General features: G+C 52.5%; 22 protein-coding genes, 1 tRNA gene and 1 pseudogene. 18 read left to right on the top strand and 6 right to left on the bottom strand.

The genetic code is table 11. From position 1 onward, the window contains the following. Nucleotides 1–21: 21 nt before the first annotated feature. The 5 genes from nrdF (at nucleotide 22) to D3P07_RS01835 (ending at nucleotide 4,294) form a co-directional block, all read left to right on the top strand. Nucleotides 22–978 (top strand): class 1b ribonucleoside-diphosphate reductase subunit beta, encoded by a 957-nt coding sequence (nrdF, locus tag D3P07_RS01855; protein ID WP_119798381.1) that lies wholly within the window; start codon nucleotides 22–24, stop codon nucleotides 976–978. Between the two features lie 199 nt (nucleotides 979–1,177). After that, nucleotides 1,178–2,086, top strand: a complete 909-nt coding sequence (hprK, locus tag D3P07_RS01850; protein WP_119798380.1) for an HPr(Ser) kinase/phosphatase — start codon at nucleotides 1,178–1,180, stop codon at nucleotides 2,084–2,086. A 221-nt stretch (nucleotides 2,087–2,307) separates the two neighbouring features. Continuing rightward, entirely contained in the window at nucleotides 2,308–2,760 is a 453-nt protein-coding gene (locus D3P07_RS01845) for a GyrI-like domain-containing protein (RefSeq protein ID WP_119798938.1), read from the top strand. Between the two features lie 85 nt (nucleotides 2,761–2,845). Continuing rightward, complete coding sequence (locus D3P07_RS01840; RefSeq protein ID WP_119798379.1) at nucleotides 2,846–3,649, top strand: PhzF family phenazine biosynthesis protein; 804 nt, start codon at nucleotides 2,846–2,848, stop codon at nucleotides 3,647–3,649. Nucleotides 3,650–3,688: 39 nt separating this feature from the next. Then, entirely contained in the window at nucleotides 3,689–4,294 is a 606-nt protein-coding gene (locus D3P07_RS01835) for a hypothetical protein (protein WP_119798378.1), read from the top strand. On the opposite strand, the gene D3P07_RS01830 is transcribed toward D3P07_RS01835, so the two are convergent. Beyond that, the gene (locus tag D3P07_RS01830) at nucleotides 4,291–5,622 is read right to left on the bottom strand and encodes an ABC transporter substrate-binding protein (protein WP_119798377.1); all 1,332 of its coding nucleotides are present in this window, start codon (nucleotides 5,620–5,622) and stop codon (nucleotides 4,291–4,293) included. The genes D3P07_RS01835 and D3P07_RS01830 overlap by 4 nt on opposite strands. Before the next feature lie 368 nt (nucleotides 5,623–5,990). Beyond that, nucleotides 5,991–7,163 carry a GGDEF domain-containing protein gene (locus D3P07_RS01825; protein ID WP_119798376.1) on the bottom strand — a complete coding sequence of 391 codons (1,173 nt, stop codon included), beginning with the start codon at nucleotides 7,161–7,163 and terminating at the stop codon, nucleotides 5,991–5,993. Between the two features lie 146 nt (nucleotides 7,164–7,309). On the opposite strand from D3P07_RS01825, the gene D3P07_RS01820 reads away from it, so the two are divergent. From D3P07_RS01820 to D3P07_RS01810, 3 genes are all read left to right on the top strand, one after another. After that, entirely contained in the window at nucleotides 7,310–8,449 is a 1,140-nt protein-coding gene (locus tag D3P07_RS01820) for a glycosyltransferase family 4 protein (RefSeq protein WP_119798375.1), read from the top strand. 83 nt (nucleotides 8,450–8,532) lie between these two features. After that, nucleotides 8,533–9,834 carry a metallophosphoesterase family protein gene (locus D3P07_RS01815; protein WP_119798374.1) on the top strand — a complete coding sequence of 434 codons (1,302 nt, stop codon included), beginning with the start codon at nucleotides 8,533–8,535 and terminating at the stop codon, nucleotides 9,832–9,834. Between the two features lie 45 nt (nucleotides 9,835–9,879). Further along, on the top strand, nucleotides 9,880–13,113 hold the full coding sequence (locus D3P07_RS01810; protein WP_119798373.1) for an AAA family ATPase: 3,234 nt from the start codon (nucleotides 9,880–9,882) through the stop codon (nucleotides 13,111–13,113). Between the two features lie 16 nt (nucleotides 13,114–13,129). On the opposite strand, the gene D3P07_RS01805 is transcribed toward D3P07_RS01810, so the two are convergent. Both D3P07_RS01805 and D3P07_RS01800 read right to left on the bottom strand, forming a co-directional pair. After that, nucleotides 13,130–14,176: a YkvI family membrane protein gene (locus D3P07_RS01805; RefSeq protein ID WP_119798372.1), complete on the bottom strand. Its 1,047-nt coding sequence runs from the start codon at nucleotides 14,174–14,176 to the stop codon at nucleotides 13,130–13,132. 113 nt (nucleotides 14,177–14,289) lie between these two features. After that, complete coding sequence (locus tag D3P07_RS01800; protein ID WP_119798371.1) at nucleotides 14,290–14,955, bottom strand: hypothetical protein; 666 nt, start codon at nucleotides 14,953–14,955, stop codon at nucleotides 14,290–14,292. A 209-nt stretch (nucleotides 14,956–15,164) separates the two neighbouring features. Here D3P07_RS01800 and D3P07_RS01795 point away from each other — a divergent pair, with 209 nt between their 5' ends. From D3P07_RS01795 to D3P07_RS01770, 6 genes and pseudogenes are all read left to right on the top strand, one after another. Beyond that, nucleotides 15,165–15,734: a xanthine phosphoribosyltransferase gene (locus D3P07_RS01795; protein ID WP_119798370.1), complete on the top strand. Its 570-nt coding sequence runs from the start codon at nucleotides 15,165–15,167 to the stop codon at nucleotides 15,732–15,734. An 82-nt stretch (nucleotides 15,735–15,816) separates the two neighbouring features. Then, entirely contained in the window at nucleotides 15,817–16,131 is a 315-nt protein-coding gene (locus D3P07_RS01790) for a hypothetical protein (RefSeq protein WP_119798369.1), read from the top strand. Nucleotides 16,132–16,262: 131 nt separating this feature from the next. Continuing rightward, entirely contained in the window at nucleotides 16,263–16,481 is a 219-nt protein-coding gene (locus tag D3P07_RS01785) for a hypothetical protein (protein ID WP_119798368.1), read from the top strand. 32 nt (nucleotides 16,482–16,513) lie between these two features. Then, nucleotides 16,514–16,666: pseudogene (locus D3P07_RS28005) on the top strand (TFIIB-type zinc ribbon-containing protein); the annotation flags it as partial. 462 nt (nucleotides 16,667–17,128) lie between these two features. After that, entirely contained in the window at nucleotides 17,129–17,617 is a 489-nt protein-coding gene (locus D3P07_RS01775; RefSeq protein WP_119798366.1) for an RNA polymerase sigma factor, read from the top strand. Further along, nucleotides 17,614–18,579: a hypothetical protein gene (locus tag D3P07_RS01770; protein ID WP_259391295.1), complete on the top strand. Its 966-nt coding sequence runs from the start codon at nucleotides 17,614–17,616 to the stop codon at nucleotides 18,577–18,579. Before D3P07_RS01775 ends, D3P07_RS01770 begins: the two co-directional genes overlap by 4 nt. Before the next feature lie 56 nt (nucleotides 18,580–18,635). Here the strand turns inward: D3P07_RS01770 and D3P07_RS01765 are convergent, their stop codons facing one another. Continuing rightward, entirely contained in the window at nucleotides 18,636–20,126 is a 1,491-nt protein-coding gene (locus D3P07_RS01765) for an MDR family MFS transporter (protein WP_220482005.1), read from the bottom strand. Between the two features lie 426 nt (nucleotides 20,127–20,552). Then, nucleotides 20,553–20,639, bottom strand: a tRNA-Leu gene (locus D3P07_RS01760). 284 nt (nucleotides 20,640–20,923) lie between these two features. On the opposite strand from D3P07_RS01760, the gene D3P07_RS01755 reads away from it, so the two are divergent. The 4 genes from D3P07_RS01755 to D3P07_RS01740 are packed head-to-tail and all read left to right on the top strand — an operon-like array spanning nucleotide 20,924 to nucleotide 23,913. Next, on the top strand, nucleotides 20,924–21,886 hold the full coding sequence (locus tag D3P07_RS01755) for an ABC transporter substrate-binding protein (RefSeq protein WP_119798365.1): 963 nt from the start codon (nucleotides 20,924–20,926) through the stop codon (nucleotides 21,884–21,886). Nucleotides 21,887–21,912: 26 nt separating this feature from the next. Continuing rightward, the gene (locus tag D3P07_RS01750; protein ID WP_119798364.1) at nucleotides 21,913–22,287 is read left to right on the top strand and encodes an iron chelate uptake ABC transporter family permease subunit; all 375 of its coding nucleotides are present in this window, start codon (nucleotides 21,913–21,915) and stop codon (nucleotides 22,285–22,287) included. Next, nucleotides 22,271–22,942 carry a FecCD family ABC transporter permease gene (locus D3P07_RS01745; protein WP_119798363.1) on the top strand — a complete coding sequence of 224 codons (672 nt, stop codon included), beginning with the start codon at nucleotides 22,271–22,273 and terminating at the stop codon, nucleotides 22,940–22,942. Before D3P07_RS01750 ends, D3P07_RS01745 begins: the two co-directional genes overlap by 17 nt. Beyond that, nucleotides 22,939–23,913: a FecCD family ABC transporter permease gene (locus D3P07_RS01740; protein WP_182914143.1), complete on the top strand. Its 975-nt coding sequence runs from the start codon at nucleotides 22,939–22,941 to the stop codon at nucleotides 23,911–23,913. Before D3P07_RS01745 ends, D3P07_RS01740 begins: the two co-directional genes overlap by 4 nt. Nucleotides 23,914–23,964 lie beyond the last annotated feature (51 nt).

Genomic DNA, 23,964 nt, shown 5'->3' with positions numbered 1-23,964 from the left:
CAAAGAAGGAGCATGCCTACTATGAAAGCAGTTAACTGGAATCGCCCGGACGATGATTTCACGCTGACGTTCTGGCAGCAGAACGTGATGCAATTTTGGACGGACGAAGAAATTCCGTTATCCGATGATAAAATGGACTGGATGCAAATGACGGACGACGAGCGCACGCTGTACAAAAACGTGCTCGGCGGCCTGACCTTGCTTGATACGATACAAGGCGGCGTCGGCATGCCGAAAATTCTGGAGCATGTAGACGGCTTGCAGCGGAAGGCTGTATTGTCCTTCATGTCCATGATGGAGCAAATCCACGCCAAGTCCTATAGCAGCATCTTTACGACGCTGGCTTCCGGCGAAGAGATCGATGCGATCTTCAAGTGGGTCGAGGACAATCCTCAGCTGCAGAAGAAAGCAAACCTGATTGCTTCCTGGTATTCGAACATTACGGGCCCGAAAGAGCTGTACAAAGCGATGGCGGCTTCCGTATTCCTGGAGAGCTACCTGTTCTACAGCGGCTTCTTCTATCCGCTGTACCTGGCGGGCCAAGGCAAGATGACAAGCAGCGGCGAGATCATCGACTTGATCTTGCGCGACGAGAGCATCCACGGCCTATATGTCGGCGTACTCGCTCAAGAGCTGTTTGCGACGTTCACGCCAGATGAGCAGGCATCGTTGCAAGCTGAGATCTACGCGCTTCTGAACGAGCTGTACGACAACGAAGTGATCTACACGGACGACCTGTACGGCACGCTTGGCCTGGAAGAGGAAGTGAAGGCTTACGTCCGCTACAATGCGAACAAAGCGCTCATGAACCTTGGCATGGAGCCGCATTTCCCGGAGGAGCCGGTCAACCCGATCGTATTCAATGGCATCAGCACGCATACGAAGCAGCATGACTTCTTCTCCAAGAAGGGCAACGGTTATGTGCGCACGATTCACGTCGAGCCGTTGAATGACGACGATTTCGTCTTCAACTTCTAATTCGAGAGCTTGACTCATAGGATCTACTAGGATCGCTCCTGACTATGCCTTTTGGCAAGGCGGGGGCGATTTTTGCAAGGCGGCAGGTTCTCTAGTAAGCTGGTGATAGCAGCAATTAATCATCAGGGGGCGATGCGCTCACGCTGCCGTCTCAGATGGGCGGGGGAATCGCTATAATCGCAGGAGGGGAGACGGAATCATGAAGTCTATTGCCGTAAAGGAGCTGGCCAGCCGCTTTAACCTTGAGGTGCTTGTGGGCACTGAGCATTTGGACCGGAAAATCTTGAAGGCTCGCGCCTATCGGCCGGGTCTGGAGTTTATGGGATACTTTGATTTCTTCCCGCAGGAGCATGTGCAAATTTTGGGCAAAAAAGAAATTACGTATCTCCACCGTCTGACGGAGGACGAACGCAACTTCCATATCGGCAATATCGTCAAGTATCATCCGCCATGCTTCATCGTCACCTCCGGACAGGAGGGGCTGAAATATTTGACGAAGCATTGTGTGGAGGAAGGCATCCCGCTGCTTCGGACGCAAGAGCCTACTGCTGCTTTTGTTGGCATGCTGGACGCTTATCTTCTAAAGGGGCTGGCGCCTGAGATCGCCGTACATGGCGTCTGCCTGAATGTGTCGGGCATTGGCATTCTGCTGCGCGGCAAGTCCGGCGTAGGGAAGAGTGAGACCGCTCATACGCTGATCCGGCGCGGGCACCGGCTTGTCGCCGACGATATCGTGGTGCTCAAGAAGCTGAGCTCGCAGACGCTGCTGGGCAGCCATAACGAGAAATCGAAGGAATTTCTTGCGCTGCGCAGCGTGGGGCTCGTGAATGTGGTCCGTCTGTACGGCCGCAAGGCGTTCCAGGACGAGACGCGCATTACGCTTGATATCGAGCTGACCAGGTGGCGTGAAAACGATCTGAATAACGATCTGGACCTGGAGCCTAGTTTCGTGGAATATATGGGCGTCCAAATTCCCCACTTTGAAATTCAGCTGCAGCCGGGCCGCGATGTGGCGGGCCTGATCGAAGCGGCGGCGAATAACTGGTATTTGAAGCAGCAGGGCTATAGCGCGGTGGAAGATTTCATGAAGCGGCTGGAATGTGATTAGCTATTTTAGCTTTTAGCCGAATTCAGGTTCGTTCACGAAGGTTTCAAATGATTATTTTCGAAAAAACTATCCTTTAAATGGGAACTCATGCTACACTAGCGTTGTGAAAGCTCATCCTACGGTATCGTTTCGGTGATGAAGCCATGCAAGAGAACAGCCTGATGCCAGCCAATGCCTTTGATACCGGTTTTGTTCGACAAAACGTTAAGGAGGAACAAAGCGTGGAAAACTGCTCGATCGTCATCAAGCCTGCTTTGCAACTCGTTGGAATCAGTTATTGCGGTCCGTATTCATCCTTCCCGGATGAAGCGATCCGGCTGCAAACCGAGTTTCTCGCCAGAAAGCATGAATTGAACGATAATGTGAAATCGACTGTGCTGTACAGCCCTAACTTTGGGAATGAAGCTTTTGCAACGTATTGGGCTTGCTATGAGGTTCAACATTTGGACGAAGTGCCGGAAGGCATGGTGCAGCTCACAATTCCTGCCCACCGCTATGCGATGGTCGCAAGCTCCAACAAGCGGATTGGCGAAGGGTATGAGCAATTGCATGCCTGGATGAACGAAAAGGGACTTGAGAAGAACGAGCAAGCCGTCACCTTGGAGCTGTTCTATATCGATGAGCAGCATTGGGAGGAAGAGCCGGTCGAGCTTCTGATCCCGTTGAAAGACTAATGATACGAAGAGCTTGCGAAAAGCAGGTTCTTTTTTTTGTAGAATGATGGTGGATCAATGTGAGGGTGGAAAGGATGTTGACAGGATGGGATTGACGCTTCATATTATTGATGCATTTACAGCAGAAGCCTTTAGAGGAAACCCGGCGGCTGTCTGTGTAATGGAGGGGCCAATGCCGGACTTGCGAATGCAGGAGATTGCGGCGGAGATGAACTTGTCGGAGACGGCATTTGTTTTGCAAGGAAATGAGGGGTTCACGCTGCGCTGGTTTACGCCGAAGGCAGAGGTCGATTTGTGCGGACATGCGACGCTTGCGGCGGCTCATGCTTTATGGGATATCGGCGTGATCACGGAGAGTGAAACAGCTGTCTTCCATACGAAAAGCGGCATTTTGACGGTGGATCGGGACGGAGAGTGGGTGAATATGGACTTTCCTGCCGAACCGGTAGAGTCTGTGAATGCGCCGAAAGAGCTGATTGAGGCGCTTGGACTTATCCCGCGCTATGTCGGCCGCAATCGAATGGATTACTTGGTCGAGGTGGATAGCGAAGCTACGGTAAGATCCCTTCAGCCGGATTTTCAACTGCTGAAGTCGTTGCAGAGTAGAGGGGTGATTGTGACAAGCGCGGCAGAGCAGAGAGGAGAAGGAGCAAGCTACGACTTCGTCTCTCGCGCTTTCTTCCCCGGGATCGGCGTAAATGAGGACCCGGTGACGGGTTCGGCGCACTGCGCGCTGGCTCCTTATTGGGGCAGGAGGCTCCGCAGTGACGAGCTGACTGGGTATCAGGCCTCTGAACGAGGCGGCTATGTCCGCGTACAGATGAGAGGCGACCGTGTGCTGCTGTCTGGACAAGCCGTGACGGTGCTTCGCGGCAAGCTTGCGGAGTAAGCTGGGCGGGGAAGGGCTCTCCAAGCCGAATTTCTCGGCTTGGAGAGCCGGAGCGAGCTCAGGAAGCAGCTGCAAGCCGATTTTCTCGGCTTGGAGAGCCGGAGCGAGCTCGCAAAACAGCTGCAAGCCGATTTTCTCGGCTTGGAGAGCCGGAGCGAGCTCGCAAAACAGCTGCAAGCCGAATTTCTCGGCTTGGAGAGCCGGAGCGAGCTCAGGAAGCAGCTGCAAGCCGATTTTCTCTGCTTGGAGAGCCGGAGAGAGCTCGCAAAGCAGCTGCAAGCTGATTTTCTCAGCTTGGAGAGCCGGAGCGAGCTCAGGAAGCAGCTGCAAGCCGAATTTCTCGGCTTGGGGAGCCGTAACGAGCTCGCAAAGCAGCTGCAAGCCGATTTTCTCGGCTTAGAGAGCCGGACCGAGCTCAGTGAGCAGCTGCAAGCCGATTTTCTCGGCTTGGAGAGCCGGAGCGAGCTCAGGAAGCAGCTGCAAGCCGAATTTCTCGGCTTGGAGAGCCGTAACGAGCTCGCAAAGCAGCTGCAAGCCGATTTTCTCGGCTTGGAGAGCCGGAGCGGGCTCGCAAAACAGCTGCAAGCCGAATTTCTCGGCTTGCAGCGCAGCATTGCGCCCGTCAGGCGCGTAAACGTTGGCTAATCGGCAGCGGTAAAGTTGTTCGGATCGTTGTTGATCTCCTCAACGGTCTTAGCGACGCGCTCCCAGGCTTGGTCGAACGTCAGGTCGCCTTTGGCAACGGCTTTGAATTGCTCCTCGAACGTAAGGTACAGATGACCGTACGCCGCATTGGAAAGAGTAGCTGTGGATAATGGCGTATTCGCGCCGCCAGTCTCGAATATCGCCTGAGTCGAAAACGGATGATAAGAGACCTCATCCGGATAGGTGACGAAGCCGAATGGGTTATGCATGGCCTCCAGTTCTTGGCCTGCAGTGCTTCCAATTACATCGGCATCGATTCGCGCTGCGGCTTCTTTGCTCATGAGATAGGCGACGACTTCCATCAGATCATCGATATATTCGCTCTCCGCATGGATAGCAAATGAATTTGTTGGCGAGATCGAGACGGGGTGCTGGTTCATCGGATCACGCGGCAGCGGGACAATGGACCAGTCCTCAGACGAAAAACCGCCTTTTATTAAAGAACGGATATAATGCGCGCCGGTAATGTACAGCCCCGTGTTGTCAAAGGTGCGCGGATTATACGTTTTACTATCCCTAATGGCTTCTTCCAAGCCATCCTCGAAAAGCTGCTCGTACAATTGACGCCACTCTGGTCGTTCCAGCGTCAGCTGGTTATCCTCGATTATGTTCCAGCCCATAATGATTCGCCCGTACCATTCCAGATTCCATAGCTGGGGTGTGAGGCTCATATAGCTTTTGATTTCCGGAGATTGCTCTTTGACCGCAGCTGCGGTTTGCCTGAATGCTTCCCAAGTCATGGGACTATCCGGCTCGTCCACATTCACCTCTCGCAATAGCTTCGCATTCACAAAAAGCACGTTTTTGTTGAATGTGGGAGACAGCGCCGTCAAGCTGCCGTCTGCCCGCGTTAGTTGATCGGCCATTATTTTTTGATAATCGTTTAATTCAATTCCGTAAACCTGGAGAAGCGGGGCCAAATCCAGCAGCGGATAATGCTTTATGTATAAGTCGGGAGAAAAGTTGAGAAACAAATCGGCGTTCGTATCCTCGACGATTGCAGCTATTGCATCCGAATGATCCTCAGGCGATCTGTTCACATCCGAGTTGCGTAACTCATCATACGGATCCCTCACTTCAAATGTGATATGGGGAAATTGTTCGCGCAGCAAAGGCTCGAAACTGGTGAACCGCTCTAATGGCTGTGCAATCACTTTGACGGTAATGTTCGGCGGATTTTTCTTGCCGATGCCGATTTCTGAGCATCCCTGGGCAAAAACGGCGAGCAACATCAAACAAGCAATTCCTGCCCTGCTATATCGGTTCAATAGCACATCCTCCTTGAATTCTTCAACATTTTATGAAACTCATATCTATAAATCTATTTATAGGAACGACACCTGTCCACATATAGTTGCACAAATATGGAAGATTTCACATAAGGAGGACATGTGAAGCGGGATCGTCGAGCTATTCCTCCTAATGAGGATTTGCATTCTAATCACATTCAGTTGCTGAAGCAGCATAGGCTTTAGCTGTAAGGAATGGACCCGGTCGCTGCAACTGAAAATGTTCTTGGCCCATTTATTAGTCTATTTATTTCTGTGTCCATAATCAGCCCGTCAACCAGATCGCCGAATCAAAAAAAGGGAAGCATCGCGCATGCATCAAGCATGCGGATACTTCCCTTCATTCGTTATAGACTCATTCCCTTTCTGGAAGCGGGAATCGCTTTATAGGCGGTGACGCGGTTTTTGCCGTTTGTTTTGGAATAATACATGGCCTCGTCCGCAAGCTTGACCATCTCCTGGACGGAGGAGGTGTCTTTGGTGGTACTGAATCCGACGCTGATCGTCACGATCGTCTCGGACTCTACGCGCCTGCGTATCGATTCCGCCACGATCTCCGGCTTGACGCGGTCGGTGCTGATGCAAGCCAGCAGCTCTTCACCGCCGTACCGCCCGGCAGCGCCAATGCCGCTGGATTCCTCTTTAATGATTTCGGCGACGCGCTTCAACACCCCGTCCGCTTTGTGATGTCCCTGAGTATCGTTCAGTTTCTTGAAGTTATCGATATCGCAGAAGATGACAGCCACGGATTTGCTGCTTGCAAGCAAGCCCTCCGCTTTGGTGTTAAAGTGCCGCCGGTTGTACAGTCCCGTCAAGCCGTCGACGATAGAGGACTGATAGGTCGACATTAGCCGTTCGATGACCCATTCGAACAACAGCATGAACAGCAGCGAGAAGTATAGAATCGGCATCAGCATCGCGAGCAGAATCAGCCAGGGCTGAGATCCGTGGAATACGTAGCCTTCGGCGGCGCGTGCCAGCTCGTAGATGAAAAAGACGACCAGACCCGTATAATATTTGCCGTTCATGTCGGCACTTCGCGTTGCAAGCAATATAATGAGGGTAACGACGATACTGTACACATCAAGCATAGGGAAGGCGAAGTCCCCCGAAGACCTGTCCATGCCCTCGAACGGCTGGATGGCGACTTGAATGGCAGCCAAGCCTACGGTAGCGAGCGACATGATGGCGAACGGCACAATCCGAAGCTGTGCAGATCGGTAAGTATATAATTTCATGAACACAAAGTTTATAATAATAAATGAAACAATATGCAGCACGTCCGAAAGCAAATAGAGCCACGGCGAGAGATTCCATCCGGGAAACGCCAGGGCAACCAGCGCGCCTTGCCGGACAATGCTGAGCGATATGGCTGTAATGAGCAGCTGGTATGTATGCTTATTGCGGTAGCTTACGTATAATTTTATAGACATGAAGAGCATCAGGATCAAGATTACGATTACCGATGAAGAGGAAAATAATTGCCCGTTCGGGCCTGTCAGCCATTGCATGATTGTCATCGTCCGACCACCAATATTGTAGGATAAGTAGCAAACTTTACAGAAACATACGTTCTATTATATCATATTTCAGTAGAAGTTGAAGCCAGAAGTTAACGAGCATTCGAAGCGATCACCGCTTTAGAAACTATCAGGAGCTGGGACAAATGAATATATTGCAAGCGTTATTTTTTCCTCCGGAACAGCCCGGCGGCGTATCGTCTATGATCCCTTACATTCAGGAACGCTTCCATAAGCTAGGATGGGGGATGGAATTGTTCTCCCTCCCGAAGCGGGTCAGAAACAAAGGCCAGGAAGAGGTCTCGTTCCGAACGTTCGATCTTACCCCTTATATCGGCAATCCGCTCGTCGATAAATATATCCAAACCTATAAAGATTACGTTTGGTGGACGCGTATGCGTATTCAGAAGCCGTACGATATCATTCATGCGCATCACCCTATTGCTGCGATGGTCATGAAGGACCTGTTCCCGGATACTCCGCTTGTTATGACGCTGCACTCCAGTTACGAGCGCGAGCTTACTCTCAATGGCAAGATTAAAGAAGGCAGCATAGAGCATCGCTTCCTGACTTCGATTTACCGTGAGCTGGAATTGAAGGCAGACAAGCTGATGACTGTATCGGAATCCTTCCGCACCTATTTGTCTCCGTACATCGATCATCCCGAACGCATAAAAGTGATTCCGAATGGTTTTGACGAGAAAAGATTCAAGCCGATCGCCCATGAGAACGAAGTCACGCAGTTAATTACGGTATGCCGTCTAGTCCCTGCCAAAGGGATCGATGTGCTGCTTCATGCATGCGCGGAGCTGAAGCGCAGAGGTTATCCGTTCGTGCTTCATATTATCGGCGACGGACCGATACGCGAAGAGCTGGAGGAGCTGGCTCAGAAGCTTGATCTGTATGACGATATCATCTTCTACGGGTACATGCTCCATCCCGAAGAGTTCATGCCGTTTTTCGACGTGTTCGTATTGCCCTCGCGCGCTGAGGCATTCGGCTCGGTATTTGCCGAAGCGGCTCTCTGCTGGCTAGCGCTTGTGGGCACGAATGTCGGAGGCATTGCGGAGCAGATTGAGGATGGCGTGAACGGTCTGCTCGTACCGCCCGAAGACCCTATCGCGCTTGCCGATGCGCTGGAGAAGGTAGTCGTTGATCCGACGTATCGCTATAACTTGGCCCGGTCCGGCTGGGACAAGGCGAAAAAAGCGTATTCGCTCCAGCGTGTTATCTCCCAGTTGAAGAAGGTGTACAACGAAGTGAATGCGGGAGGCAAGCCCGAGTAGCTGCCGGTATTTGCAGCCGGGGCGGCTTCTGATTAGGCAAAACGAATATCATTATATTTGCATCATAAAAGGCTGGTGACGGTATGAGTGTGTCATTTCGGTTCATCCACGCAGCCGATTTGCATCTGGACAGTCCGTTCAAGGGGTTGTCGAAGGCGCCGGAAGCCGTCCGGAAAGGGCTTGCGGAATCGACCTTCGCCGCCCTGAAGAAGCTGACGGATCTTGCGATTGCGGAGGAAGTTGATTTTATCGTCATTGCCGGCGATCTTTTCGATGAGGCCGATCGCTCGCTGCGCGCGCAGCTGGCTTTGCTCCACGAATGGAGGCGCCTTGCAGCGGAGGGGATAGCGGTCTATGCCATTCACGGCAATCATGATCATCTGGGCGGCAAGCGGGCTCAGATGGAGCTTCCGCCGAATGTACATATATTTGGCGCGGCGCGGCCGTCTGGCCTGCCAGCTTACCGGAGGACAGGCGAGCTTGCTGCATACGTGTACGGCATGTCTTATGGGGAGCGTGCCGAGACGCGCAATCTGGCTGCTACCTATCGGACAGCGCCGGAAGCGCCTTATCATATTGCGCTGCTGCACGGCAATGTGGGAAGCATCGCCTCACATGACCCCTATGCGCCTTGTACACTTGAGCAGCTGATTGGCAGCGGCTTTGATTATTGGGCTCTCGGACATATCCATAAGCGTGAGCTTCTGCATGAATATCCACATATCGCTTATGCCGGGAACCTTCAGGGCCGAAACCCGAAGGAAACCGGGGCCAAAGGCTGTTACGTGGTCGATGTGTCGGAAGCAAGGAAAGTAGATATGCGTTTTATCCCGCTGGACCAGGTGCGGTGGCTAGAGGAAGAGGTATCGATCGAAGGGATTACGACGGAGCAAGAGCTGCTGCGAGTGTTGGAGCGGCGAGTAGCGCAATGCGAAGAGAGGCAAGATGGCGGAGAAGGCTGTTCCCTGATGCTTCGGCTGCGGCTGACGGGCAGCGGGGTGCTTCACCGGACGGTTAGCCAGCCGGCATCGCTTGCGGCATGGCTTGATCAGCTGCAAGCGAGCTGGCCGAATGAGTCTGGCGGGCGCTGGATTTATGTCTACGGGTTGTCGTCGTCCACGAATACTCCTATCGATTGGCAGGTCTTGCAGGAAGAAGACAGCTTTGCCGGGGAGCTGTTCCGGTTGAGCACAAGACTCCAGCAGAACGAGGAGCAATGGCGGGAGCTGGCTGGGCTGGCGGTTGCGGAGATGGCCGATCATCCCAAGCTGAATCGGATCGGCCGGGAGAAGTGGGATGCGCTGCAGAAGGAATGGCTTCAGCAGGCGAAGGAACTGACTTTAGGACTGATGGCCGGAGATGGTGACGATAACCGCCGTTCATAAGAGCGAGCGCGATTTCACCGATCCGGGCAGGCAGGAGGTAGCGGAATGAAGCTGCAAGAAGCTTTCATAGAAGGATACGGAAGGTTTCATAACCGGCGCCTGGATTTGGATGCGCCGGTTATCGTTGTATATGGACCGAACGAAGCGGGCAAAAGCACGTTGTTCGGTTTTTTGAGAACGATGCTGTACGGCTTTGCCCGGCGCTCCAATCCCTCTCTACGGTCCGAACCGCTTTATGGAGGACGGCATGGAGGGCGACTATTGTTCCGCGATGCCTTCGGGAAATCCTATTATGTGCTCCGGCACGCAGATGAAGCGGGTGGCAAGCCGAGATTGCGTGAAGCATCTGATTCCTGGGGAACTGCCTATGAGTCCGCAAGCCTTGAGGAACGGATGTTAGAACAGCGGGAATGGGAGGCTCAATATTTGGGCGGCATCCAGGAGCGGCTGTTCCGGGGTTTGTATGCGGTCACGCTGACGGAGCTGCAGGAAGTAGGCATCTTGTCGGGCGCGGAACTTGGCCGTCATCTCTATCAGGCGGGATGGGAGAGCGGGGGAGCGGTGGCGGCTGCCGAGAAAGAAATCAACCAGGAGCTGGAGCAGCTGTTCAAGCCCAGAGGAACCAACCAGCGTATGAATGCCAATCTCCGGAAGCTGGAGCAGCTTGAGGCGGAATGGAGACGTCTTGAAGACAGCATAGAAGGTTACAATCAGTGCAAGCAGCATGAAGAATATGCTGTAAAGTCACTGGAGGCTATTGCTGATCGGCTGCCAAAGGTACAGCTGAAGCTCAGATATACGCAGAAGGCGCTGGCATCCAGGTCGGCTTGGCTGCGCATGTGTCAGGCGGCAGCTGAGGCGGAGAAGTACCGTTATACGGAATCGCTGCCTTTTGGAGCCGAGCAGGCCTGGCAAGACTGGCTGAACAAGCGTCAGGCGTCTGAAGGGAAAAGGGATGTTCTGAAGCAGGAAGCCGGAAGACTGGGTCGACAGCTGGCTGAGATGCATTATAACGACAGCTTGATTGCCAGAACGGTGGATACAGAAGCCGCGTTGCAGTCCGCGGAGCGAATGCATGCGCTGAGGGAACAAGTGTCGGAGTGGGAGAATGAGCTGGGATTGCTGGATGAGGCAATCGGCGGCTTGGTCACGAGCATTTCGCCGGAGTGGACCGAGCGCCAGCTGCGTGAATTGAATGTAACGATTGCGGACCGCGATTACGCGCGCACAATGCAGGAGCGGGCGCACTCGCTGCTTCGTCATGAAGAACGACTGGCATCCGAGCTTGATGCGCTTCGCCTGCAGGAGAAAGAAATGGTTGTTCAGCTCGACGAAGCAAGGAGCCGGATGCAACGGGCGAATGAGGTTCTTCACGTCAGTGAGAGAGGGCGTTTCTCGCTGTACCCGGCTTCAAAGAGCGGCTTGATGGCAGCTTGGAATGAGCTGGACGATGCGTTAAGAGAATGGGAGCTTGAGCTTGGGCCAGATTCTGAAGCAATGCACCGTTCGTCTATTGCTCGCAGGACCTCTTGGAGCAATAGGATGGCAGGGGCGATCATTGCGGCAGGAGCAGCTGTAGTGCTTGGCGGCGCCTCTGCGCTCAATTGGCTGGGCGAAGCGAGGATGCTTGGCGCGGCAGCCGCTGTCGGAGCAGGCGGGGTCTTCATCGGCTTATGGATCAGTCTGAGATTGAGAGACCCGGCTGCGGATTCAAAACCTCGGTCAGTTGGCGGCAGAAGCCGTCGCCGCACGGTCGGACAAGGCGAGCAGCGGGTGCGGGAGGCGCTTGCCGGCATGATGAAGGATGCGGAAAGCCGGACAGAGGAATTTCTGGAGAAATATCGCCAAAGCATATCAAGTAAGTCCGGCAGCATGTTTCGCGGAATGATCCGGCAAGAGGTGCAAGAGCGTATCGAAGCGCTGGGCGAATACGAGATATGGCGTATGAAGCATGACGAGGCGGAGAGCCGTCTGGCGCGATATCGGGAATCGGCCAGTGAGCGGGAAGCGGCGGCGGACGAATTAATGCGGCGCTCGGAAGACTTCTCCCGGCAATGGCGAGAGTGGCTGTCCGCACGGTCGCTGCCCGGCACCATGTCGCCGTCGGCGGCGCTGGAAGTTTTCGAGCTCGCTGAGTCGGCGCTTGAGCAGCTGAAGCGATACGATCGAATGACGATACGCCGGGAAGCGGCGTGCATGGAGCTGTCCCGGCATGAACGGAAAGCGGCGCAGCTATGCGAAGGCGTCGAATCTGCCGAGCGGCTGCTTCAGCAAGATGCTGCAGTTGGCTTGCAAGCGCTGCTGGCCGAGTGCAGGAGGCACGCCGATATTCGAAGGGAAGCTATTGTCTTAGAAGCGCGAATGCAGGAAGTGAATCTGGAGCTGGCTGATGAAGTGAGCAAGCTCGATGCGCTCGGACAGAAGATGAGTGCTGCGATCGGAGAAGCAGGGCTTGCGCTGGAAGCGGAATATGCAGCCGCTCTCGAGCATCTTCGCCTATGGACGGAGCTTGAAGAAGAGAGGCAAAGACTTCAACTAGAGCTTACAGCAGGTCTTGCAGACGAGGAATGGGAAGAGGTGGAACAGCTTCTGATTCATGCCGATGAAGCGATGCTGTCAGGTACTCTGGAGGAGCTGCGGCAGGAAGAAGCTGGGTTGATCAACGATCACCGGGAGCTGCTGGAACGAAAGGGCGCCTTAGGTGCCGCAATGGAGCAGCTTTTGCAGGAAGGAGAGCGCCAGCGCTTGCTTGCCGAACGCGAGATGATTCTGGCAGGGCTTGACACTGATATGGAGCGTTATGCGGTCTTGTCGGTTAGCAAATCGCTGATCGAGCGGACAAAGCGCATCTACGAGCAGGAGAGACAGCCGATCGTATTGCGCAACGCTTCTTATTATATAAACAAGCTGACGGAGGGCCGTTATTTGAGAGTCAGCGCCGATCCAAGCCGTTCAGGCATCCGGGTTGAAGACAGAGACAACACTGTACTGGACAGCAGTTTCCTAAGTCGCGGGACGGCTGAACAGCTTTACCTGTCCATGCGGCTTGCGCTTGCCAAGGAGTCCTCGCAAAGTACCAAGCTGCCTCTTATGCTGGACGATCTTTTTGTCAATTTCGACGGCAACCGGCTAAAGGCTGCTGCAGACTTAGTGGCGGAGCTGTCCGGGGAACGGCAGATTCTATTCTTTACATGCCAGGAGCATACGCGTGACGCCCTGCTGGCCGCTTGTCCGGAAGCCAAGCTCGTGGATCTGGATACGGCCGCAGTAAAAAGTTAGCTGAATGAAAGGTCGCCTACGTTCGTCGGTAGGCGACTTTTTTGCGTATCATGAGCACCAGCCAGCCCAGGCTGATAAGACCGAATAGCGGATACAGCGTAGAGAGCAGAGGGCCGAAGCCGATCTGGCTGGCCAAATAACAAATTACTAGCACGCCAATCGTCAGCATCTCTCGCGACCATTTCATCCGTTCCTGCAGCTGCAGCGTCAAGCCATATATATCGGCGATTAAGGTTGTGAAAATTTCTGCGAAGATTAGGAAAATATAAATGAATTGCACATAATAGCCTAGCTGTCTGGCGATACCGCCCATGGGGATAGCGAACTGCTGAATGCCCGGCATATGCACGGATAGCGCAATATGGCCGGCCAGCAGCATGAAGCCAATGCCGATCCCTCCGACCCAAGAACCGATAACGATCGTTTTTCTGTCGCGAATTTCCGCGCCCAGCGGAACGAGTACAGCTTGTGCAAGCGAGAGATTGAAGGCGGTATACAGGAAAGGGGAGGCCCACGCGGCCCAAGGCGAATAATCGGTGACCAGCGTCATGAACTTGTCCGAGCCTGGCGTCCGGAAGGTATCAATCATGACCAGCACCGTGAATAGAAGCATGACGGGCACAACGACTGCGTTGACAGTTAGGATAGCCTTCATGCCTTTGCGCAGTAGAAAGAAGCTGGCCACAATGGTGATCAAGAGACCGGCTTGGTAGGAGATATTCCAGTGTTCGTAAAAGATTGTTCCTGCGCCTGCCAGCATAACAGCGGTGACGCCAAGCAGGATAACCAGCATGAAGAGGCTGATCAAGCGCCCATAACGATCACCGAACAGCGCTTTGTTCAAATCCTCGTACGATTTTGCGCGAATCTCACTAGATATTAGCATCATCTTGGTGCCTAGCCAAATAAACAGAGCTGTAGACAAAACGATTGTTATCGATCCCCAGTAGCCGAATCTCGTAAAAAACTGCAATATTTCTTGTCCGGTGGCAAAACCTGCACCAACAATGGTTCCCATATAAGTTGAAGCTATCTGCAATACTTGGCCTGTCCGCTTCTGCATTGTACCCTTCCTCCGATCAGACTGCCTTCTCTATTAAGAAGGTATGTCCAAGGAGGGACAGGCATGACATAATTATTGGAAAATCGCTTGTACAACTTGCGATGCTGCAGGGCTTAGCCCTGTGCGAGCAGCTTCATAGAGACAATCTCATCCCGATCGGGGTTGACATCCAGCTTGAGCGTGGCGCCCGCCGCATCATAGATAAAGAGATAGTCTGACCGAGAGTCGGGCTTGCCCAGCTCCTTCAGCGCCTTCTCCGGTTCATCGCCGATTCGCAGTCCGCTAAGGCCAGCAAGGGTATCAGAGCCAAATACTTCGACGAAGTGTACGAAGCCGCCTTGGTCAAGGCCAATGGAGAAGCCGTCGTACTCTAGTACGCGTATGGACTCGGCTTCTTCTTCAAGATGGTAGCTATCCTCCGCTTGACCGAAGTAGCCGTGAATCACTTCGTTGCTATCGCCTATAGCGACGCCTTTCAGCCGGGGGCTCTCCAGATTCCATTGATCGGGCTGGCCGGAGTTTCCGGGTCCAGTCTTGTTCAGCGATGAGGTTTCCGTCGAAGCTTTGGGGTCTGGTTGATGCGAAGTAGGCGGAGCTGTGGCTCCGTTCTTCTGGTCATAGGACTTCTGGGGACTGTCGATGACGTTGCCGCTGTTCTGCTGGGGTTTGTTTTCAATCAGCTTGTCGGGGCTTTGGCAGGCTGCCAGGCTGACGGTCAGCGCAAGGGCTGGCACGAGCAGTAATCTATGGTAGTGATGAGCGTTCCGAAATAGGTTCATATGCGCTCCTCCGAATCTTGTTTCTTATGTATATAAACGTTAGTCACAGTGTGAAAGTTGCTTTTTTTCTCTATTAAATGGTTTTCATCTTTCAAGGAAATTGCAGGCATCAAAATCGTCAAGCCGGCAATCCTGATATGTCAGGTTGCGCATTTTGCCTTGCTTATGGTACGTTATCGAAAAGGAATTTTTGGCGGAGGTCATTACGAATGGAAAAATTAAAGCAACGCATATTGGAAGAGTCGTCGGTCTTGTCGAGCGACGTGCTTCGAATGGATGCCATTATCAATCATCAGGTTGACCCGGCGCTTACGATGGAGATGGGACAGGAATTCGCCAAAAGATTCGCGGAGCACAACATTACAAAAGTGATTACAGTGGAATCATCGGGGATTCCGGCTGCATTCGCTGCAGCTTACGTGCTGGGCGTGCCGCTCGTCTTCGCAAGAAGGAAGAAGACGCTTATCGCGGATCCCGACGTTTATATGGAGCGTGTGCCTTCTTTTACGAAGGGTATCGTTACGGACATTATGGTATCGAAGCAGTTCCTGTCGAGCGACGACCAACTGCTGTTTATTGACGATATTATCGCCAACGGAGACGCTGCACGCGGACTGATCAAAATTATCGAGCGCTCAGGCGCGACGCTGGTCGGCATGGGCATCGTGGTGGAGAAGTCATTCCAGGCAGGCGCCAGAACCTTGCGGGAGCAAGGCATTCAGGTGGAGTCGCTGGTGAAGATCGCTTCCCTCGATAATGGGGAAATCAAATTTGAGTAAGATGTACCAGCGGTATAACTCTTTTCCTGAGCGATAATTTCGCTTATAATAAAAGGCAAGTGATCGAGGGGAGGCACAAGTGATGGGGAATATGTCTGCTGAATTTCTACAGTCGAAACTGACCGATGCCAAAACGCATTTTGAGAGAGCATTGGACTGCAAGCATACGGAATTTGATGATCTGTATCCTTATATGATTGAGCATCCGCAGTTTTTCTGGTATAAACGTTACGTTGCCTGGTCTGAGCTGCTTACAATTGTGAAGCTTTGTGAGGAGCTGTCTGTCGGTTGGCAGGAGCATTTCACTGATAAGCAAGCCGAATACATCGGCAAGCGTGTGATGTCTTCGCGCGTGCTGGACGAATGGTATGAGACCAACCGGGAACACGTCGGATAAGAGCATAGGCCAAAAGCCGTATATTGAAAACCTCGATGATTCGCATTATGTGATCATTGGGGTTTTTTAGTATAATGAAAGCTGTAAGCATGTTTTGGTATTGCAGCATGAGAAGGAGGACAAGTTCGTTTATGGTGTCAGAAGAGGAATTGGACGCATATCGGCAATCTGGCGAGACCGTTCGAGTCATGCGGGACGAGATGGAGATCAATGACGTGCTGGGGATTGTCGTCGCTTGGGACGAGACTTCTGTCCTGGTACGCAAACGAAGCCGCCGTGTCGTAAAGCTGAGCAGGTCTTACCGATATATTCCGATCTCGGAGGAACGTAAGTCTCCGCCGTCCGTATAAAGCTTTGAAGATCAAAAATCAGGAGTGATCGTATGAAGTGTCCAGTATGCGACGATGTACGCATGAGAGAAGTCGTAAAAGATGACGTTGAGATCGATGTTTGCCCGGAATGCAAAGGCGTGTGGCTCGACCGGGGCGAATTGGAGAAGCTGATGCAGGGCGTGCGTGAGGTTCGCCAGGATTATGAGCGGATGGAGCAGCATATGCACGTGGATCCTGCCAGCGGCAACCCTGCGCAGCAGCCCCCTGGCTCCTACAGTCAACAGCCGCCTCAGCCGGGGCCTGGCTACGGGCAGCCGCCGCAAGGCGGGTATGGCACACCGCCGCAAGGCGCTCCAGGCTATGGACAGCCACAGGGCGGTTACGGCTCCGGCCAGCAGCCGTTCAACCAGGGTTATCCGCAAGCCGGCTACGGCAAAAACCAAGGCCAATACGGCTATGACAAATATGGCAGGCCATATAAGAAGAAAAAGACGGTGCTGGACGTATTCGGCGATTTGTTTGACTAAAAGACATGTTTCAACTCAAGCTTTCTGCTGCGATCTAGGTCGCGGGGAAAGCTTTTTTTTTGTATAAACGGGATTTATTCGTATCGAAATGTGACCGATTGGCGTCTATAGTTGTGTTTAGGGAAAGGGGGCTCCACTATGCATAGCAACTCGCTCCGGCCGGGCGCGGATTTTACAGAGAGCTATAAGAAACACGGCATGATGCTGTACAAGCTGGCGATGGTTCATCTGGGCCATCCGCATGATGCGGAGGAAGCCATGCAAGAGGCATTCATCAAGCTGCTGTACCATGCTCCGATATTCCGGGATGATGAGCATGAGAAAGCGTGGCTGATCCGGGTTGTGACGAACCATTGCCGCAATATCCGCCGCAGCTCCTGGTTCAGACGAGTGGTCAAAAAAGCGGAGTTGCCGGACATAAGCGGCAACACCTCGGCACAGCCGTTAATAGAGCTGGTGCTTGCGCTGCCATTCCGCTACAGAGCCGTTATCCATCTTTATTATTATGAAGAATATAGCTTGAAGGAAATTGCCGACATTCTGCATATTAGCGAGTCGGCGGCGAAGATGAGGCTGAACCGCGGCAGGCAGCGGCTAAAGCTGGATTTGGAAGGAGAGGGGCAATGATGAATCGGCAAGACTATCAAGAAGCGATCGATTCGATCGTGCCGGAGCAAGGGATGGAAGAACGTATTAGACGGGCGGCAAGCGCTCCGAAGAAGCGCAAACGCCTCATCACCTATGGTGCCGCTTCCTTGGCAGCGGTATGCCTGATTGTATGGGCAGTAGCACAGGTTGGACCGGAGCGTCTGAATACGCTGGATCTGTTCGTACAGCCAGCTTCGGACGCGGTCGTCATTCCTAAGATAAAGCTGCCGAAGAAAAGCAACGCATCGGCAGATATGATCGGGCTGGTCGTCTATGAAGGCAACATCTATACCCAGACGAGCACCCGAATGGGGGCGGCCGATGCCAAGCAGCTGCGCGGCGAGCGGCTCGGACGGACGAAGGGCGGAATTGATGAATGGAGCAAAAAAACGGATTATGAGGAGCTGGCTTCGAGCATCGGGGTAACGGACATATTTGCGGTGAATGGGTATGACGAGGGCTTTCGCATTATGTCCTACCATGAAGAGAACGGTGAGATCTATGCCGAGCTGTACGAGAAATTGAATGGCCTTACGATTCATACAGGAGAGGATCTAATCGGAAAGCTAAAGCTGAAGGATCGTGTGCAATCCGTAACCTGGCAGCCCTATAATGCTTGGTACAACAGTAAGACAGAATACGGAGAGCTTGCAACGGATGGCGTTATCGATTCATTTGTAGCGGCGCTGTACGAGGCAAAACCGTTTGACCGGGATCGATTGAATGCGGAAGGGATCTATGATCAGGATAAGCGGCTTCAGAAGATGCTGTATCTGACGCTGGAGGACGGTACGGAAGTACAACTGTGGCTGTTCCCGGACAACTATGTGATGTATGTCGGGGCTCCTGTCTTTTTCCAGGTGGAGGAGCAAGCCTACCAGGCTTTGTGGAATGAGATGGAACAAGCCGATGTTACAAAGAATGAACCTGCAGCTTCATAATCAAAATGGCGATGACCGCTGCCCGGATTTGTTCCGAAGAGCGGTCATCGTTTTTTCTATTGCTGAACGGGATCGCTAAAGGGGCCGTCCGTCCTCCCTATTTTCTTCCGTTTTGAGTGAATGGCAAAAACAAATGGCAGTGCCAGTACCACAATAAGCGTGGATAAGAGGTTCAAGTCGTTGATGCCCATCGTTGTGGACATCCGGGCCAAATTCGGTCCAGTGTCACCATCAATCAACCTTGCGGTGTGATCAGCAGTACGGGACGATAGCAGGGTGGTGAACAAAGCCACACCGAACGCTACAAATACATTCCTCAGCCAGTTTTGAATGGAGGAGGCGTGACCGATGAACTCGCGGGAAATCTCCTCCATCCCGGCTGTTGTCGCTGGCATCAGAACCAGAGCCAGCCCTAGACTGCGGACCGTCATCCACAAGAGTGTATAAGCGGGTGAACTGTCAATCTGCAGCCAAGCGAGCGGCAAATTTCCCGCTGCCATCAACAATACGCCAAGAAGCAGCAGCGGCATAGGGCCAACCCTTTTGTACAGCCGTCCGACAACTAAGGACATAATCGCCATAGCAAGTGTAGAGGGAAGCAGAATTACTCCCGTTTCAAGCGGCGAATGTCCCTGAACATTTTGCAGGAAGACGGGAACAAGGAGCATACCCGAAAAAAAGTTGACCATCACGATACACAGCAAGATCAACGTCGACGTGAACCGCCGGTTCAGAAACACCTTGAGCTGTAGAAGCGGCGACTCGATTGACATCTCCCGCCAAAGAAACAGAGCCAGCGCGAGCAGCCCGCCCCCCAGACAAAGCAGGGTGCTGGTCGAACCCCATCCCCAGCTAGCGCCTTGCGACAACGTAATCAGCAGCAGCGAGCTTGCGGCGATGACCGTCAGAAGCCCCCATAAATCGAATCCCTTCGGTACTTTCAGACGATAATAAGGAATGAAGAAAAAAGCAATTACAATCGCTAGCAGCCCGAGCGGGACATTGGTCCAGAAGAGCCACTTCCAGGAGCCGTGCTGGATAAGCCAGCCCGCGAAAGTCGGTCCAATGGCTGGTGCCACGATCGAAGCGGCGATCCAGATGCTCATGGCGACAGATTGCTGGTGTCGCGGTATGATCTGGAATATCATAGTCATCGACGCCGGCACGATAATACCGCAGAATGCGCCTTGCACAATGCGGAAGGCGATGAGCATCGGTGCGTTCCAAGACAAAGCGCATAGCACGGAAGCAACCGTCATGCCGAGCAAAGCGAAAATATATAATCGCTTGTAACTGAAACGTTGGCCGAAATAGCCAGCTGTAGGCGCGAAAGTGCCAAGCGCCAGCATAAAGCCGGTCAATGTCCATTGCACGACATGTAAGTCGGAAGCAAATTCATCCTGCAAGACCGGTAAAGCGATATTAATTGTATTGCTGTTCAGCAGCGACAGAAAAGTTCCCATGAAAATCGCTACAATCATAGGCATAAACTTCATAGGCTTCTGAGTTTGCTGTTCTTCCGTGTTGGTTAATTTCTTATTTTCCATAGCAGCTTCCACCAATCATACACTTAATTTTGTTTATCTATTAATTAAGTACTTTTTTATATTTACAGTTTGTATAAACGATATCGATAAAATTTAGTTTACTAGTAAACAATAATGATTGTAGCCTATGTGGTAATGAAAATCAATATCAATTATATTTTGATGATCTCATGCTTGCAGAATTGCTGATTACTGAAATTGAACTTTTGAGATGGCTTTAACAACCGTGGGAAACATCCGGCCTATAACAGCGAGATTGGAACATGAGGAAGAAGCGGTTACAGAAAAACGAGGAAATTGGGTAATCTTAAACAAAGGGAATTTTGGCTTGGCTTATGGCATTGTCATTGCATGACAGAAGCCAGGAATCAAAAAAAGCACTTGAATTTCCTTGAGAGGAAACTCAGTGCTCGTTCGTTGTTAAGATGGTGCGGTCGAGAGGACTCGAACCTCCACGGCTGTTACACCACTAGAACCTGAATCTAGCGCGTCTGCCAATTCCGCCACGACCGCATATATTGTGTCAACATGAAATAATATATCACAATGAGAAAGTCGGGTCAAGCATTTTTATATTTTTTACATTACGATGAGATTGCATTGCACAGTATGGCATTACGAATGCAAACAGAACAGACCCGTTTAAAGAAGGCGCAGGAGCCGGTTTATCCTATTCCGCGCGCCAACTGGATGGTATCAATTGCTGGAAACTGGATGATGTCAAAGCGCGATCCTTCTATTACAATCGGTAACTGAGAATAATAATCATTAACGGTGAGGCCAAGGGGGAGCAAATTATGCGCAAATTTCAAATGTTCGCGATCTTGATGCTAGCGTTCAGTATAGTGCTATCGGCATGTGGATCGGACAAAAATACGGGAGCGGTAAGCAATGGCGCGAATCAAGGCAAAACGGCAGATAACGGGGCCGTAAAGGGAAGCAGTATCCATCATGAATGGGGAACATGGGAAGGAGAGCAAGTTCCACAGAAGGTTGTGACGCTGGATTTTTCGTTTATTGACACATTGACAAGCCTTGGCGTCGTGCCTGCCGGCAATGCCGGAGTCGGCACAACCAAAATTCCGGAATACTTGCAAGGCTCGATTCAAGCGGACGTAACCGATGTAGGCGAACGCAAAGCGCCTAACCTGGAGGTTATCCAATCGCTCAAGCCTGATCTGATCATCGCGAGTGTGGATCGTCACAGCATGATTCGCGCCGAGCTTGAGGGCATCGCCTCTACCGTAGCATTAGACGATGTGAGCTACACGCAAGTACTGGACAATGTGAAGAGCATTGGGGCCATCTTGAACAAAGAAGCGGAAGCGGACAAGGTGATCGCGGATTTGACAGCCAAGATCGAAGATGTCAAGGGACAAATCGAGGGGCAGCCTTCGATCGTGGTTGCCGGATTTTTTGACGATGAATTTACGGTTTGGATCAAGGACTCTTTTGTCGGGTCGCTGCTGAGCAGCGCCGGAGTCGATTATGCTTTTAACGGAGAAATATCCAAGCTGGAAGGAAAGGGAGAAGGCACCAAGATGACGCTGGAGCGCCTTCATGAAATTAACCCGGACTACATAATGGTCTATGGAGACAGCACGGAGAAACTGACAACCAATCCGCTATACCAGGATTTGAAGTCCGTAAAGGCCGGACACTTTATCGAGGTTGACCGCAATTTGTGGGCACGCGGACGCGGACCAATCGCAGCCAATCATATTTTGGACGAGCTTCTCCTCCATCTGAAAGCAGACTAGGTTATGCAAGTAAGGAGATTGAATGGATGAGCATCATGAACAGAGAGCGGCGGGGACTTCAGTCAGGAGGTTCCCTGCGGCTGCTTTTTGCCATTCTGGCCCTGTTGCTGGTTGGCGTGGCTTGCCTGACTGTTACATTCAAGGTGAACGGCTTTGCCTGGAAACCACTATTTTTTCCTTCCTCGGATACGAAGGATACGCTGCTAACCTATACGGTTTGGCATATTCGGATGCCTAGACTGCTGCTGGCGGTTTCTTTGGGAGCTACGCTGGCGATCGCAGGTTGCCTCTTGCAGGCGGTAACCCGCAATTTTCTTGCCGATCCCGAGATTATGGGACTCAATCAAGGCGCTTCTTGCTTTGCAGTCATTGCGCTGATGGTCCTTGGCGGGGGGGAATAGCGCAGACATCATTCTGGTTGCTGCTTTGTGTGGTGCGGCAGTAAGCGGCATCCTCATTTACTTTTTCTCTCGTTTCAGCGGAAGCGATCCCTCCAGGCTCGTATTGGCTGGGGTTGCGATTAGCGCCTTTATGGGCGCGATGACGACGGGCATTATTTTATTATTTGAAACGCAACTGACCGAAATTCTGTACTGGATGGCCGGGAAGCTGTCCGGCGCGGAATGGAGAGACAATTATCTGGTGTGGCTGCTCGGCGTGCCCGTTATCCTTGCGGCATTCCTGCTGGCGAATACGCTGAATGTGCTGATGCAGGGCGAAGAAATCGCCAGCGGGCTTGGTGTTCATGTACGGCGAATTCGGGGATTACTGGGACTGCTAGTTATCGTATTGACAGGCAGCGCAGTCGCTGTAGCCGGTCCGATTGGATTTATCGGTCTCATTGTTCCACATATGGCGAGACGGCTGGGCGGCATCAGCTATCGTAGTATGATTCCGTTATCCGCACTATTGGGTGCGCTGCTCCTGTCATCGGCCGATTTTGTGGCACAATGGCTGTTCTACCCCGCCGATATCCCGGTCGGCATCATAACGGCTATACTCGGCGTTCCATTCTTCCTCTACCTGCTGCGTCGCCGAGAAGGGGGACGGACATGAGAAAAAGCAGATTTCTGTTCATTATGGCAGGACTGTCATTGATGCTTCTCGTTGTGGCCGTGCTCAGCCTCCGGCTTGGAGCAGTCAGCACACCGGTATCCGATATTATAGAGGAACTGCGCACTGGCGAGTGGCTAGTGTTGAAATACCGGCTGCCAAGGCTCCTCATTGCGGTTTTGGTAGGCATCAATATGGCGGTTTCCGGTTCCATCCTGCAGGGCATAACCCGAAATCCGCTCGCTGCGCCGGATATTATCGGTATTTCGGCGGGAGGCGGATTGTTCGCAGTGATCGTGCTGCTCTTATTCCCGCATCTGGGTGCCCATGTGCTGCCTGCTGCTGCGTTTGCCGGCGCTATACTGGCAGCGGCTTTGGTCTATCTGGTATCTTATCAGCGCGGCGGCATCCGGCCCATGAGGCTGGCTTTGACTGGTGTTGCCCTATCGACTGGCTTCCAGGCGCTCATCACCTTTATGATTGTCAAATTTGCATTATCCTCCTCACAAGCGCTTGTATGGTTGAAGGGAAGCCTGTATGCCCGCTCTTGGCAACATGTGGAGCTCCTCTGGCCCTGGACGGTTGTCGGCGTACTACTAACACTGATGTGCTATCGGCTCTTAAATACGCTTCAACTGGATGAAGATACAGTGAAAGGGCTCGGAATGCGCATTCAGCTTGCGCGGCTCGCTTTGTTAGGCATTGCGGTTGGACTAGCCGCAAGCTCGGTCGCGATTGCGGGTACGATCGGATTTGTCGGACTTGTCGTTCCGCCGCTGGCGAGGCTGCTGGTCGGTTCGGACAGCAGATATGCCGTACCGGTCGCAGCAATGCTCGGAGCTGTGCTTGTCGCGACGGCTGATATGCTGGGAAGAATCATACTTCCGCCGCTTGAGATTCCGGCAGGCATTATTACCGCTCTAATCGGAGCGCCCTATTTCTTATACATCTTGCTTGTTCGAAAAGGGAAGTAGGTATAGGAAAAAGCGCAGCACAAGGTTTCTGTCCTTGTACTGCGCTTTTTT

The sequence above is a fragment of the Paenibacillus sp. 1011MAR3C5 genome (genome assembly GCF_003591485.1).
In the GTDB taxonomy this organism is placed as follows: Bacteria; Bacillota; Bacilli; order Paenibacillales; family Paenibacillaceae; genus Pristimantibacillus.
Note: the sequence above shows the minus strand (reverse complement) of the source record. Positions and strands in the feature narration are given on the sequence as shown.